The organism is Vibrio profundi (assembly GCF_005281835.1).
Taxonomy (GTDB): domain Bacteria; phylum Pseudomonadota; class Gammaproteobacteria; order Enterobacterales; family Vibrionaceae; genus Vibrio; species Vibrio profundi.
Map to the genome: position 1 here is coordinate 1 of NZ_RZIS01000008.1, position 13,591 is coordinate 13,591.

Annotated in this window: 13 protein-coding genes; 3 read left to right on the plus strand and 10 right to left on the minus strand. The window is 43.1% G+C overall.

Translation table 11 applies throughout. The features are described from left to right. Window positions 1-536 precede the first annotated feature (536 nt). From ELZ11_RS17560 to dusA, 7 genes are all read right to left on the minus strand, one after another. Window positions 537-1,316 carry a phosphoadenylyl-sulfate reductase gene (locus ELZ11_RS17560; RefSeq protein ID WP_137358696.1) on the minus strand — a complete coding sequence of 260 codons (780 nt, stop codon included), beginning with the start codon at window positions 1,314-1,316 and terminating at the stop codon, window positions 537-539. Then, entirely contained in the window at window positions 1,309-3,024 is a 1,716-nt protein-coding gene (gene cysI / locus ELZ11_RS17565) for an assimilatory sulfite reductase (NADPH) hemoprotein subunit (protein WP_137358697.1), read from the minus strand. The genes ELZ11_RS17560 and cysI overlap by 8 nt, the downstream gene beginning before the upstream one ends. Then, entirely contained in the window at window positions 3,024-4,877 is a 1,854-nt protein-coding gene (locus ELZ11_RS17570; RefSeq protein ID WP_137358698.1) for an assimilatory sulfite reductase (NADPH) flavoprotein subunit, read from the minus strand. The genes cysI and ELZ11_RS17570 overlap by 1 nt, the downstream gene beginning before the upstream one ends. Window positions 4,878-5,000: 123 nt before the next feature. Beyond that, entirely contained in the window at window positions 5,001-5,231 is a 231-nt protein-coding gene (locus ELZ11_RS17575; RefSeq protein WP_137358699.1) for a hypothetical protein, read from the minus strand. 160 nt (window positions 5,232-5,391) lie between these two features. Further along, entirely contained in the window at window positions 5,392-6,057 is a 666-nt protein-coding gene (locus tag ELZ11_RS17580; protein ID WP_137358700.1) for a TIGR04219 family outer membrane beta-barrel protein, read from the minus strand. A 122-nt stretch (window positions 6,058-6,179) separates the two neighbouring features. Beyond that, a complete protein-coding gene (gene pspG, locus ELZ11_RS17585) occupies window positions 6,180-6,389 on the minus strand; it encodes an envelope stress response protein PspG (protein WP_137358701.1) in 210 nt (69 codons plus the stop codon). Window positions 6,390-6,562: 173 nt separating this feature from the next. Next, a complete protein-coding gene (gene dusA, locus ELZ11_RS17590; RefSeq protein WP_137358702.1) occupies window positions 6,563-7,543 on the minus strand; it encodes a tRNA dihydrouridine(20/20a) synthase DusA in 981 nt (326 codons plus the stop codon). 319 nt (window positions 7,544-7,862) lie between these two features. On the opposite strand from dusA, the gene zur reads away from it, so the two are divergent. Continuing rightward, entirely contained in the window at window positions 7,863-8,321 is a 459-nt protein-coding gene (gene zur / locus ELZ11_RS17595; RefSeq protein WP_137358890.1) for a zinc uptake transcriptional repressor Zur, read from the plus strand. A 17-nt stretch (window positions 8,322-8,338) separates the two neighbouring features. Further along, the gene (locus ELZ11_RS17600; RefSeq protein ID WP_137358703.1) at window positions 8,339-8,800 is read left to right on the plus strand and encodes a chemotaxis protein CheX; all 462 of its coding nucleotides are present in this window, start codon (window positions 8,339-8,341) and stop codon (window positions 8,798-8,800) included. Between the two features lie 72 nt (window positions 8,801-8,872). On the opposite strand, the gene pgi is transcribed toward ELZ11_RS17600, so the two are convergent. Further along, window positions 8,873-10,534 (minus strand): glucose-6-phosphate isomerase, encoded by a 1,662-nt coding sequence (gene pgi / locus ELZ11_RS17605; RefSeq protein WP_137358704.1) that lies wholly within the window; start codon window positions 10,532-10,534, stop codon window positions 8,873-8,875. A gap of 332 nt (window positions 10,535-10,866) precedes the next feature. On the opposite strand from pgi, the gene ELZ11_RS17610 reads away from it, so the two are divergent. Further along, window positions 10,867-11,286, plus strand: coding sequence for a secondary thiamine-phosphate synthase enzyme YjbQ (locus tag ELZ11_RS17610; RefSeq protein WP_137358705.1), 420 nt, complete (start codon window positions 10,867-10,869; stop codon window positions 11,284-11,286). 17 nt (window positions 11,287-11,303) lie between these two features. On the opposite strand, the gene ELZ11_RS17615 is transcribed toward ELZ11_RS17610, so the two are convergent. Further along, window positions 11,304-12,497, minus strand: coding sequence for a BamA/TamA family outer membrane protein (locus tag ELZ11_RS17615; protein WP_374939840.1), 1,194 nt, complete (start codon window positions 12,495-12,497; stop codon window positions 11,304-11,306). Between the two features lie 3 nt (window positions 12,498-12,500). Next, entirely contained in the window at window positions 12,501-13,586 is a 1,086-nt protein-coding gene (alr, locus tag ELZ11_RS17620; protein WP_137358706.1) for an alanine racemase, read from the minus strand. Between the last annotated feature and the right edge of the window lie 5 nt (window positions 13,587-13,591).

Here is a 13,591-nt window from a genome sequence, read left to right on the forward strand (position 1 = left end):
GTGCCAAGACCGAAGTCTTGATTGGTCACTCAGTTCATTGAAACCAAAGTGATTCCTAAGAATCAATTTTTGATATTCATCAACGAGTGCCCACACAGATTGATAGGTTTAAATTGTTAAAGAGCTTTCACTTGGTAGCCTGCGCTCCCTTGTGAAGAGGCGGCCATTCTAGCGAGATAATTCAAAGTGTCAAACACTTTATTTAAATTAATTTTCACTTTTAAAAAGTAGAAGTTAATTATCTTGCTAACCTAGTTGCCTAACTAACATTCTTCGCTGAAGCCTTATGGCGTCTGCCGTGTCAGTGAGGCGGCATTATAGAGAACTCGATCATATTGGCAAGGTTTATTTCAATAAAAATGCAAAAAATAACGATTAAATGATGAAATAGCACCCAACCTGCTATTTTTTAATATTTAGCCCCAATGACTATACAAGTTATCCACAGAGTTATTAAATTGAGTCGCTATTTTTCTTCTTCAACAAAAAGAAAAGCTGCCGAAGCAGCTTAATTTCTTAATGAAAAACCTTAAAGACTAGATGCCTGAACCAAATTGTTCAGTATCGTCATCTTCATGTAGTCCACATTCTCTTTTCAAACCGAAGAATCGAGTTTCTTCTTCATTCATACCTGGTTCCCATTTCTTGGTTGTATGAGTATCACCCACAGAAAGGTAACCTTCATCCCAAAGTGGGTGATATGACAGACCATGTTCTTCTAAATAATAGTGAACGTCTTTGTTTGTCCAATCGACGATAGGCAAGAACTTAAAGACTCCATTTTGAATCGACAAAATTGGTAGCCCAGACCTGGATTTGGATTGCTCTCTGCGCAACCCTGAAAACCACGTTCCTGCGTCTAACTCATCTAGCGCACGGCGCATTGGTTCGACTTTGTTGAGCTTATTGTACTTTTCTATACCTTCAATGCCCTGTTCCCATAATTTGCCATAACGAGCTTCTTGCCAATTTGGGCTTTCGTGGGAACGAAACACTTTCAAGTTTAAAGTAAGCTTCTCACTTAATTCATCGATGAAACGATATGTCTCTGGGAACAAGTACCCCGTATCCGTCAGTATTACTGGAATGTCAGGCTGTGCTTTTGTCACGAGGTGCAACATTAACGCTGCCTGAACTCCAAAACTGGATGAAACGACATGCGTTCCTTCCAAGTTCTCTAACGCCCACTGAACTCGTTGTTGTGCCGTTAGCTGTTCTAACTCCACATTGATTTCTGCAAGACGAATTGTTTGCACCGTCTTAGTTAATGTGAGCAGCTCTGCTAACTGTGGCTTTGACGCTACAGTATTAAGCATGCAAATCCCTCTTTGAAACGAATACTTCTTCTATGATGCCGGCACGAATAGTAAAGTCACCAAAACCTTCACCTTCTTCTCGTTCTTTTGCCCAGCGCCCAACAAGCCCATCAATTTCTTCTAGGATTTGTTTGTCGGTAATATTCTCTCTGTACATTTTAGGGATACGCGTTCCCGCTCGGTTACCACCTAAATGCAGGTTATAACGGCCCGGCGCTTTACCCACTAATCCAATTTCCGCCAACATTGCACGGCCACAGCCATTAGGGCAACCAGTGATACGTAAAATGATATTGTCGTCTTTTGGTAATTCATGCTTACTCAAGATGCCTTCTACATCTGTTACAAACTCAGGAAGGAATCGCTCGGCTTCAGCCATTGCCAGTGGGCACGTTGGAAATGCAACACACGCCATTGAGTTTTTGCGCTGCTCACTTACCGCATCATCCATCAAACCATACTCACGAGCTAGCTTCTCAATTTTAGCTTTCTGGCTTTTAGGTACACCCGCTACGATTAAGTTTTGGTTTGCTGTCATGCGGAAGTCACCTTTATGAACCTTCGCAATTTCAGCGACACCTGTTTTGAGTGCCTTACCAGGGAAATCAAGTAATCGACCATTTTCGATAAACAAAGCTAAGTGATGCTTCCCATCAATCCCCTCAGCCCAACCAATTCGGTCTCCACGACCAGTAAATTCATAATGGCGACTTTCTGTAAACGCTACACCTGCACGCTTTTCTACTTCTGCTTTAAATACATCGATACCCACGCGGTCTAAAGTGTACTTAGTTTTTGCATTTTTACGGTTTGAGCGGTTACCCCAATCACGTTGTGTGGTTACCACTGCTGCCGCTACATCTAGCGTTTTCTCAAGAGGAACGAAACCAAAATCATCAGCTCGGCGAGCATAGGTCGATGTATCGCCGTGGGTCATTGCAAGACCGCCACCGACTAATACGTTAAAACCCACCAGCTTGCCGTTTTCGGCAATCGCAACAAAGTTCAAATCGTTAGCATGCACGTCCACATCATTTTGTGGCGGTATTACGACTGTGGTTTTGAATTTACGAGGTAGGTAGTTACTTCCTAGGATCGGCTCTTCATCTGTTGTTTCTAATTTTTCACCATCTAACCAAATCTCAGCATAAGCACGAGTCTTAGGTAATAGATGCTCACTGATCTTTTTCGCCCATTCGTACGCCTCTTGATGCAATTCAGACTCAACCGGGTTCGTAGTACATAACACGTTTCGGTTAACATCACCTGCTGTAGCAATTGAATCAATACCAATGCTGTTTAGCGTTTGGTGCATGAGCTTAATATTAGGCTTTAGTACACCATGAAATTGAAAGGTTTGACGCGTAGTTAAACGGATACTGCCGTAAGAGGTATGTTCATCTGCAAACTTATCGATAGCCAACCACTGCTTTGGAGTGATGATGCCACCAGGCATACGAGCACGAAGCATTACATTATGTAGAGGCTCCAGCTTTTGCTTCGCTCGCTCATTGCGAATGTCACGGTCATCTTGTTGGTACATGCCGTGAAAACGAATCAGCTGGAAGTTATCTTTGGTAAAGCCACCTGTGATTCTGTCTTGCAAGTCTGCTTCAATCGTTCCGCGAAGATGGTTACTTTCTCTCTTTAAACGTTCATTATCAGCAAGTGGACCTAATACTTGTCCTAACACTTCTTGTTTGCTCATTAGTACACATCCCTTTGGTAACGCTTCGCTTTGCGTAAATCATTAATATATTGTTCTGCTTGTTCACGCCCTAGTTGACCTTGCTCTTGAGCAATGGTCACCAATGCGTCATGAACGTCTTTTGCCATGCGCGTTGCATCACCACACACATACAGGTATGCGCCATCTTGTAACCACTGCCAAACTTGTTCAGCTTGCTCTAACAAACGGTGTTGAACGTATACTTTTTCGTTTTGATCTCGGCTAAAGGCCACATCCAAACGCGTCAACACGCCAGATTTAAGGTATTTTTGCCATTCCACTTGGTATAGGAAATCTTGAGTGAAAGTTCGATCACCAAATAACAACCAGTTTTTGCCTTCTGCATCGCGGTTTTCACGTTCTTGAACGAAACTGCGGAAAGGAGCAATACCAGTACCAGGGCCAATCATAATAATTGGGGTGTTATCATCTTGAGGTAGTTTGAAATTATTGTTGTTTTCGACAAACACTTTCAGTTCGCCACCTTCTTCAAGGCGCTGAGCTAAGAAGCTTGATGCTCCACCAAATCGAGACTCTTCACCTTTCTGATATTCAACAAGACCAACCGTTAAGTGTACTTCTTCATCCACCTCAGCTTGGCTTGAAGCAATCGAATACAAACGTGGCGTTAATTTACGTAATAGACCCACCAGTTCTTCTGCCGCAAGCTTGGTTTTTTTCTCGGCAAGCACATCGACTACTTGTGTGTTACCTGCGTAGTCACGCAGTTTGTCTTTATCAGCCACCAGCTTTTCTAGTTTCTTACTACCAGATAGCTCAGCAAACTTAGTGACTAATTGAGGATTTGCAGCCGTGATTTCGTATTTACTCACTAGTGCACTATGAATCGATAAGCTTTCACCATCAACTTCTACACTTTCCACACCTGATAAGCCGACTTTAGCAAGAATGTCGTTTGCAAGATCAGAGCTGTTTTCATACCACACACCCAATGCATCGCCTGGTTGATACGTAATACCAGAGCCATCCAGATCGATCTCGATATGGCGAACGTCTTTACCTGAATCTCGGCCAGTAATTTTCTGACTTGTCAGTAACGTGGCGGTGTATGGGTTCTGCTTAGTGTACTGAGAGTGACTAGCAGCAGCTTGTCCTACTGGAAGTTGGACTACTTCGGCTTCACTACCTGATGATAACGCTTCTTTTACTTGCTCAAGCGCTTTTGCCGTCCACTCACTCGCTGGTGCTTCATAATCCACATCGCAATCGATGCGTTCAATAAATGCCGTCGCACCTAGCTTAGATAAGTAGCTATCGAAATCTTTACCTGTTTGGCAGAAGAACTCATAGCTGGAGTCACCCAAACCAATCACACCGTATTGCAAGTTAGGTAATTTAGGCGCTTTCTTTGATTGAAGGAATTCGTGTAACTCGATCGCGTTATCTGGTGCTTCACCTTCACCATTAGTAGAAGCTACAACGATAACGTGAGTTTCTTTCGCAAGGTTCTTGCCTTTGTAGTCGCTCGCATCAAATAGTTGAACCGCGATGCCCGACGCTTTTGCCTCTGCTTCAAGCGCTTCTGCCACACCTTTTGCATTCCCAGTTTGAGAAGCGAAGATAATAGATAACTTTCCTGCCGGCTTGGCAGCTACTGCCGCAGCAGCATGGGCAATAGGAGCCGCAGCACCTACAGGTTGAGATTGGCTTAAACCCCAGAAATAACCACTTACCCAAGCAAGTTGCTGTGGTGACAATTCTGAAACCGTTTGTTGAAGTTGACCTAATTGTTGGTCATTAAGTGGAGCGGCTATTCCAGGTAGGCCCGCTGGAGCGGTGTTTTCTGGTGCCACTTTCTTTTGTGAAGACATAGTCACGACATCCCTAATCATTGCGTGACGATAGATTAACCACTCCTTTTAATAACAAGAAAGAATAGATAAGTATGTTTTATAACTTTTTGGAAGTAAGAAAGAGTAGATAGAGCATCGGCACTATTTATTTTCAATTCGAACTTGTTGAAAACCTACCGCCATTGCTGACTTAGACGCTAAGTCCAAATCCAAATAGTGGCACTCTTCACCATGTACATCGGTTAACAGTACGAACCCACCTCGTCTGTGGCGAAACTCCACAACCCATGAGCCCTCTTGCGTCGAAGGCTCTATAATGGCTTCGACTAACATCTTCTCTCGATACAAATTTCTTAGTTCAGGGAGAGTCATGTTTCCTTCCTTGAGTCAGCATTAATCAAATAAATTTCAACCGCATTAGTAATGATGGTTCAAAGTGGCAAATGTGCTAACTAATTCCAGAACGATATAATTAAAAGATATAAAAAAACGCCGCTTAATAAAGCGACGTTCTTTAAACTAAATAACAATGTTAGAAGCTCACTTCGGCTCCAGCAAACCAACCATCGACAAAGATGAAAGGCTTGCCCAATGTCGAGTCAAAAACATCAGGCGCTTCTAGATCGATCACTCGGTAGCCACCACGTAAAGCGATATCGGCACTCTCCAGTGGGATACGGTATTGCACGCCAGCCATTAGGTCTGTGCTCTTAATGCCACTGCTATCACCAAACTCCATAGAACCTATGATATCGACCTTCGTATTCGGTACGTTAATCTCACCAAAACCGTAGAAACTCCACGTCAACTCATCGAAAGTTGCAGTTCTGTTGTTATCAGCGACATCAACATATTTAGTATTAGAGTACTGGCTGAATGTCACACCAGCATCAAAGTGCAATAAATCATGTTCAAGTACGTTGTAGTAAAACGTGTAGTCGTACTTATCAAATGCCATGTAATCCGCGTCTACCGTTGTGTATCGGATACTAGCATTCGGGAGCATTGGCAATTTGTGTTCGAAAGCAAAGTACATTGACGGCGAACTGCTATCGTCGCGTCTTACTTCGTTTACTTTCGTTCCACCCCACCACATGTCAGCACCGACTTTTGCAGAATAGAAATCATCGGAATCTGCAGACACAGCTGCTGCTGAAAACATCATGCCCATTACAGCAATCAATGGTGTTTTGCTCATTTCAGATAGCTCCCAATTAGTCTCTTATGTTCAGTATTGAACACAAGGGTAAAATTTTATGGTGAAAATTCTACCACACATTTTTCCGAGGCAACGACAAACATATGCATACTCACGAAAACTTAACGAGGACTGTGAACAAAGTTTTTGAAGAACCAAACGCCTAAAGCAATCACAATCAACCAAGGTAACAGCTTGAATACGATGCTCACCATGCCAAGTAACATCATTACTACTAACGCAACACCGGTTGCAGCAAATACCGTGAAAGCCGTGATTCCTGTAACCAGCAGTATCGTGACAAAAATTAAGACAAAGATTAGCTCAAACATACTCGATTCCTTATTTCTCTTTATTAACTCGACACTTAGCTTATTGCAGCAACCGTACCAAGAACAAAATTTAAGAAATATCTTTGTTTATCAATAAAATAAAAACCACGCTTTATTTAGCGTGGTTTTTATAGATTACGTAAATTGGTAAAATTTACCAACAATGGCGAGATTTACACATTTAACTCTTTAGGGATCTTTGCTAAAGCGGTTTGAATCACTTCAATACCAGAGCCTTTCTTATGCGCGTTTTCACTGATATAACGGCGCCATTGTCTCGCACCAGGCATGCTTTGGAATAAACCCAGCATATGACGAGAAATATGCCCTAAGCTTGCGCCATTCGATAACTCTTGCTCAATGTACGGGTACATCTCTTCTACGACTTGTGAACGCTTTTTCACAGGTGTGTCTAAACCAAAGATTTGTTGGTCGACTTGCGCCAGTATGTAAGGACTGTGATACGCCTCGCGCCCAATCATCACACCGTCTAAGTGCTTAAGGTGCTCCTTCGAATCTTCTAAGGTAGTAATACCGCCATTAAGCGCAATCACTAACTCCGGGAAGTCCTTCTTAATTTGATAAGCACGCTCGTAGTCGAGCGGGGGAATTTCACGGTTTTCTTTCGGGCTTAAACCACTTAGCCAAGCTTTACGAGCATGGATAGTAAATTGCTCACAGCCACCTTTCTCTGACACTGTTGAAATGAATTTCGTTAGAAACTCATACGAATCTAGATCATCGATCCCGATACGTGTTTTCACAGTAACAGGAATATCGGTCACTTCCTTCATGGCACTGACACAATCAGCCACTAACTCAGGCTCTGCCATTAAGCATGCACCGAAGCGACCATTTTGAACTCGATCAGATGGGCAACCAACATTTAGGTTCACTTCATCATAGCCACGCTCTGCAGCTAACTTCGCGCAAGCGGCTAAATCAACAGGGTTTGAGCCACCTAATTGCAACGCTAATGGGTGTTCTTGCTCGCTATACTTAAGAAAATCACCTTTACCATGCAATATCGCACCAGTTGTCACCATCTCTGTATAAAGAAGAGTCTGCTGAGACAATAAACGGTGGAAGTAGCGACAGTGGCGGTCGGTCCAATCGAGCATTGGAGCAACTGAAAGCCTACATGAATGAGTCATGGTTAAAGTACCCTAGTAACGAGTCGAAAATATCCGCTGGGCAAGCCCAACAAAAGCAAAGTGCGCTATTGTAAAGGCTCCGCTGCCTTTGCGCTATATGAACTTCGCATCACACATTTTAATTAAACCCTAGCTTAGAGCATCTAATTCTAATACAACAATCACTTATGGCTTGAGTAGGATTAGTATTTTGAGTTACCTTGTCTAATCCGAACGAGTGGTCCACAATTTGCTTTGTGGCTTGCTTTAATCGGAAAATTATTGGTTCCTCAACGAAAATCGGCTAGAAATAGTTTATGATTAAAGAAGTCCAATTGTGATGGTGAAGAATTTGGACCTAACATTGATAGAGCAAATAGAAGGGATATGTGCAGCGAGAGGAGTTCGCTTAACTACGCAGAGAAAGCGAGTTTTTGAACTTATTCTATCTAACAAGAAAGCCTCAAGCGCTTACGAGTTACTAGAACAGTTAAAGCTCAGCGAACCACAAGCAAAACCTCCAACTGTCTATCGCGCTTTAGATTTTTTATTGGAACAAGGCTTCATTCATCGGGTGGAATCCACCAATAGCTTTATTTGTTGTTGCTCATGTAATGCCAACAAACATTTCTCTCACTTATTAATTTGTGATAAATGTGGCACTGTTATTGAGCTACAAGATGAAACATTGATAGCTCTACTCGCTAAGAATGCAGAGCAACACGGTTTTCAGCTTACCAATCATGTCATTGAGTCACATGGTGTTTGCGAACCTTGTTCCTCCAGTATGACAGAATAAGATAATAGAAGAACATTATGCGCGCTGAATTTGTAAACCCGTTTTTAGCCTCTTTAATGAATGTACTAAAGACGATGGCCTCATTAGAACTGAAGCCACAAAAGCCTAGAGTAAAGAAAGACGAAATTGCTCGTGGTGATGTATCCGGCTTGATCGGTATGGTTGGCCAACAATCTCGTGGTTCAATGTCTATTACCTTCGACGAAGGATTGGCGCTTGAAATCATGCAGAACATGCTGGGCGAAAGGCCGAATGGCTTAAATGAAGAAGTAACAGATATGGTTGGTGAAATCACCAACATGGTTACGGGTGGCGCTAAACGAATTCTTGCAGAAAGCGGGTTCGACTTCGATATGGCAACACCGGTTGTGGTATCAGGCAAAGGCCATACTATTCGCCATAAGTGTGAAGGCTCTATCATTATCATGCCATTCTCATCTCAATGGGGTAATGCCTTCATTGAAATCTGTTTCGAGTAAGTCTCTACTTACCCAAACAAAAAAGGTTGATGCAAAGCATCAACCTTTTTTATTGCTCACAACTTATTGTGCTTAGGCTTTAAACGCTTTAAACGCTTTAAATGCGTTGATCAAACCATTTGTCGAACTGTCATGAGAATCAATTTTTGCGTCATCTGCCAATTCAGGAAGAATTTGGTTCGCCAGTTGCTTACCTAACTCTACACCCCACTGGTCAAAGCTAAAGATATTCCAAATCACACCTTGTACAAAGATCTTATGCTCGTACATTGCGATTAAGTTACCGAGCGTGCGAGGCGTAATTTGCTTCACAAGAATTGAGTTCGTTGGGCGGTTACCTTCAAAGACTTTGAATGGTACCAGCTCTGCAACTTCTTCCGCAGTTTTACCTGCCGCTTGGAATTCAGCTTCTACTGCTTCTTTCGTTTTACCAAATGCCAATGCTTCCGTTTGAGCAAAGAAGTTCGACATCAGTTTCTGGTGATGATCACCTGCTGGGTTATGACTTAATGCTGGTGCAATGAAATCAGAAGGGATTAACTTCGTACCTTGGTGAATCAACTGGTAGAAAGCATGCTGGCCGTTAGTACCTGGTTCACCCCAGATAATTGGACCAGTTTGGTATTCCACAGGGTTACCATCGCGATCTACAAACTTACCGTTTGACTCCATGTTACCTTGCTGGAAGTAAGCAGCAAAACGATGTAGATATTGATCGTAAGGAAGGATAGCTTCTGATTCTGCACCGTGGAAGTTGTTATACCAAACACCAATTAGCGCAAGAATCACTGGAACGTTCTTCTCAAACTCAGTTTCGGCGAAATGGTTATCCATATCATGGGCACCTTCCAATAGCTCCACGAAGTTATCGAAGCCAACAGACAGTGAAATTGATAGGCCAATTGCAGACCACAGTGAGTAACGACCACCTACCCAATCCCAGAATTCAAACATGTTGTCTGTATCAATGCCGAATTCCGCAACCGACTTAGCATTCGTCGACAACGCCGCAAAATGCTTCGCTACGTGTGCTTCATCTCCGGCTTCTGCAAGGAACCAATCACGAGCAGAATGCGCGTTGGTCATGGTCTCTTGAGTGGTGAACGTTTTAGACGCAACTAAGAATAATGTTGTTTCTGGGTTTACTTTTTTCAGTGTTTCAACGATGTGAGTACCATCAACGTTAGACACGAAGTGCATGTTCAGGTGCGTCTTATATGGGGCTAATGCCTCTGTCACCATGTAAGGGCCCAAATCAGAGCCGCCGATACCAATGTTCACCACATCTGTAATCGCTTTACCTGTGTAACCTTTCCACTCACCAGAAACGATACGATGCGTAAACAGCTCCATTTTCGCTAGTACAGCGTTTACTGCAGGCATCACATCTTTGCCATCGACCATAACTGGCTTATCACTGCGATTACGTAGTGCAGTATGAAGCACTGCGCGCTCTTCGGTTTTGTTGATCGCATCGCCTTTAAACATAGCGTCGATTGCTGATTTCAATTTTGTTTCATCAGCTAATGAAAAAAGGTGCTTCATGGTTTCTTCATTGATTAAGTTCTTAGAGTAATCAACAAGAATGTCTGAGCCAAAATGAGTAGAGAAACGATCAAAGCGCTGAGCATCTTGAGCAAACAGATCTTTAAGATCCATATCTTGCGCAGATTCGAAGTGAGCCGTTAGTGATTTCCACGCTTGTGTTTGCGTTGGGTTGATATTTTTCAACATGGTATCTATCCCGATGTTACATTAGGTTTAATTCTAGTCGCAGTAAGCACGTTAACGACTTAGAACCCCCGATTTAGCAAAAGTATAAGTTGTTAAAATGAAAGATAAATAACATCTCTCATTTCTTTAATCTTTGTAATTTTTTTTCAAGACGCATTATGGTGAACTCTTAAGTTATCCGCATTGAGATAAATCACTTAAAATTTGGTGATTCAAAAATAAACGCTTAATCTCGTTCTCCATGACTAAATCTTGTGTCAAACCTTGTAAATTCAAGTGCAAAAGATAGCGTCTATCCTCTTTTTTGCCAAATACATTATAAAGGATGCCGTATGTGGATTCAGAAGACTATTCACCTAAGTGCACAAAAGCGTGGGTTCCATCTCATTACTGATGAAATTGAACAACAATTGAATTCCATTGATTCAATATCTGTTGGTTTATTACATCTCTTCATTCAGCACACATCTGCCAGCCTCACCATTAATGAAAATGCTGATCCAACGGTGAGGATCGACATGGAATCACACTTTAATAAGTTTGTGCCTGAGCGCGCGCCATACTACCTTCATACTTACGAAGGCGACGATGATATGCCCGCACACATTAAGGCATCGATGTTGGGGAATAGCATCACCGTTCCGATCCAGAACGGCAGATTAGCTTTAGGTACATGGCAGGGCATTTACCTTGGAGAGCATCGAGACTTTGGAGGAAGCCGCACAATAATTGCGACGATACAAGGTGAGTAAATGAAATCGTTACTAGCTTAGAATGGCTGATTAATCATGACACGGAAGGTGCCTTCATCGGCGCCTTTTGCCATTTCAGCTCTAACCACTATCCCTTCCACTTGGAAACGTACCGCACCACCCAAGCTCCACTTCATATCAGTATGTAAGGTTTTTGCGTCGTATTCATCTGCCACACGGCCCACTTCAGCGAAAGCGACCCACTGCCACCATGGCAAATCGTAGTAATTAATGATAGGAATATCTTCCAATGGCTGCCAATCCGGTAATACTCGATATTCTGCTGAGTAATGCACTGCTGAACGACCATGATAACGGCCACCTGTGTAGCTACGTAAGCGATATAAACCGCCTAATTTGGCTTGCTCGATTTCCGGAGGCCTACCACAACTGTTATCGTTACAGTCTCCCCATGTCGGGGTATCGGCAGTATAGAAATCAAATGCAAGGACTTGTTGATCAAACCACCCCCCCAAAGGGCCAAGAGCATAATATTGGCTGTTTTGAAATTCCCACTTTACCCAAGTGTCATCCGTAGTCCAGTTGTCAGCGCCTACCGTTAACTCCAGCGTGGTATGGGAACCTTTTGTTGTGTTACGTGTATTGTCTCGGTTATCCCAGTCTAGCTCTACTCTGAAACCCGTCGCCTTTTCCTCTTCAGGGTTTATATCTAAGTCTCGAGCGCTATAAAAAGGAGTAAAGATGATAGAGCTAACCCCAGACTCTAACGGAGAAGCAAAACTCACATCTCGATTGGGTTGAAATGCACCGAGTAAACCTTTGTCAGCTACATTCCCCCAAGGCAACAGATATCGAAATTCAAACTCATAATAGTTTTCTAAACCATTAGTAATGGTTTTATCGTCGATATCAGAATCATTCTTACCTTGATGTCCAAGATAATAAGGGCTGTCGTTTAACTGAGCTTGGTACATCTGAGTACTAAATAACAAGCTGTCAGAAAGCGCATAGTTAAACGCTGATAGGAACCCGACGTAGCTATTTTTATCCGAGTATAGAGCCATTCCGAATAAGGCGGCTTGAGGTTGCCCTACTCCTTTGGCCACACCTGCGACCCCCACAGTATTCCCAAGGGTTTCTGTACTAAAAAGGAAAGGAACAAAAGCGCTGTCTTTCTCTTCCGCGAGCGTGGAAACAGGTAATCCAACGCTAAACGCGGCTAAGAGTGAAAGGGTAAGTTTTTTCAACATAACTTACTTTGAATATTCCATCTCAACACGAGAAGTCAGCTTGGTCACTAACTCATACGCGATGGTACCAATATGCTGAGCAACTTCTTCTGAAGGTAAGTTTTTTCCCCATAGTGTCGCTTCATCGCCAACTTTATCCAGCGCATTCGGCCCAAGGTCTACAGTTAGCATATCCATAGAAACTCGACCGGCTATCGGTACTTTTCTGCCATTGACAAAAACAGGTGTACCACTTGGCGCTGTTCTTGGGTAACCGTCACCATAACCAATCGCGATAACGCCAATCTTAGTATCGCGCTCGCTGGTCCAATTGGCGCCATAACCGACACTTTCGCCCGCTTTTAAATCACGCACTGCAATCAAATGCGAAGTGAGTGTCATGACAGGCAGAAAGCCGAGCTCTTGTGCTGATTTTTCAACAAATGGCGACACACCATAAGAAATAATCCCAGGTCGAACCCAATCTAAATGGCTATTTGGCCACGCTAGCAAACCCGCAGAGTTCGCTAAGGAACGCTCACCTTCACAACCATTGGTTAATGAAAGGAACAGTTCGGTTTGCTCGGTGGTCGACGCTTTATCTAACTCGTCAGCACACCCAAAGTGACTCATATAACGCAGCGGTTTCGCTACATTCGGACATTGATGTAAGCGGTCAACGAAGTCTTGATACTGCTCTGGCCGAACACCTAAACGGTGCATCCCACTGTCGACTTTCAGCCAAACCACCACAGGGCTTTCTAGCTGAGCATTTTCGAGAGCGGTTAGCTGCTCTTCGCAATGCACCACGGTCTGAATGTTGTTGGTAACCAAAATCGGTAAATCACCTGACGAATAGAACCCTTCAAGCAATAAAATCGGTTGAACAATACCACCAGCTCTCAGTTGTAGAGCCTCTTCAATACGAGCAACGCCAAATGCATCTGAATTTTTCGAATGCTTTGCGATATGCAGTAAGCCATGACCATAGCCATTGGCTTTCACTACCGACATCACTTTGCATTCAGGCGCTTTCGATTTAATCAGATTGAGGTTATGTTCTAGCGCATTGAGATCAATGCTGGCCGTCGCCGCTTTCATGTAAGTCATTAACG

Excerpts from the sequence above, each read along its gene's own strand:
- ELZ11_RS17560 (WP_137358696.1), bottom strand. The coding sequence starts at position 1,316 with ATGCTTAATACTGTAGCGTCAAAGCCACAGTTAGCAGAGCTGCTCACA.
- cysI (WP_137358697.1), bottom strand. The coding sequence starts at position 3,024 with ATGAGCAAACAAGAAGTGTTAGGACAAGTATTAGGTCCACTTGCTGAT.
- ELZ11_RS17570 (WP_137358698.1), bottom strand. The coding sequence starts at position 4,877 with ATGTCTTCACAAAAGAAAGTGGCACCAGAAAACACCGCTCCAGCGGGC.
- ELZ11_RS17575 (WP_137358699.1), bottom strand. The coding sequence starts at position 5,231 with ATGACTCTCCCTGAACTAAGAAATTTGTATCGAGAGAAGATGTTAGTC.
- ELZ11_RS17580 (WP_137358700.1), bottom strand. The coding sequence starts at position 6,057 with ATGAGCAAAACACCATTGATTGCTGTAATGGGCATGATGTTTTCAGCA.
- pspG (WP_137358701.1), bottom strand. The coding sequence starts at position 6,389 with ATGTTTGAGCTAATCTTTGTCTTAATTTTTGTCACGATACTGCTGGTT.
- dusA (WP_137358702.1), bottom strand. The coding sequence starts at position 7,543 with ATGACTCATTCATGTAGGCTTTCAGTTGCTCCAATGCTCGATTGGACC.
- zur (WP_137358890.1), top strand. The coding sequence starts at position 7,863 with ATGGTGAAGAATTTGGACCTAACATTGATAGAGCAAATAGAAGGGATA.
- ELZ11_RS17600 (WP_137358703.1), top strand. The coding sequence starts at position 8,339 with ATGCGCGCTGAATTTGTAAACCCGTTTTTAGCCTCTTTAATGAATGTA.
- pgi (WP_137358704.1), bottom strand. The coding sequence starts at position 10,534 with ATGTTGAAAAATATCAACCCAACGCAAACACAAGCGTGGAAATCACTA.
- ELZ11_RS17610 (WP_137358705.1), top strand. The coding sequence starts at position 10,867 with ATGTGGATTCAGAAGACTATTCACCTAAGTGCACAAAAGCGTGGGTTC.
- ELZ11_RS17615 (WP_374939840.1), bottom strand. The coding sequence starts at position 12,497 with ATGTTGAAAAAACTTACCCTTTCACTCTTAGCCGCGTTTAGCGTTGGA.
- alr (WP_137358706.1), bottom strand. The coding sequence starts at position 13,586 with ATGACTTACATGAAAGCGGCGACGGCCAGCATTGATCTCAATGCGCTA.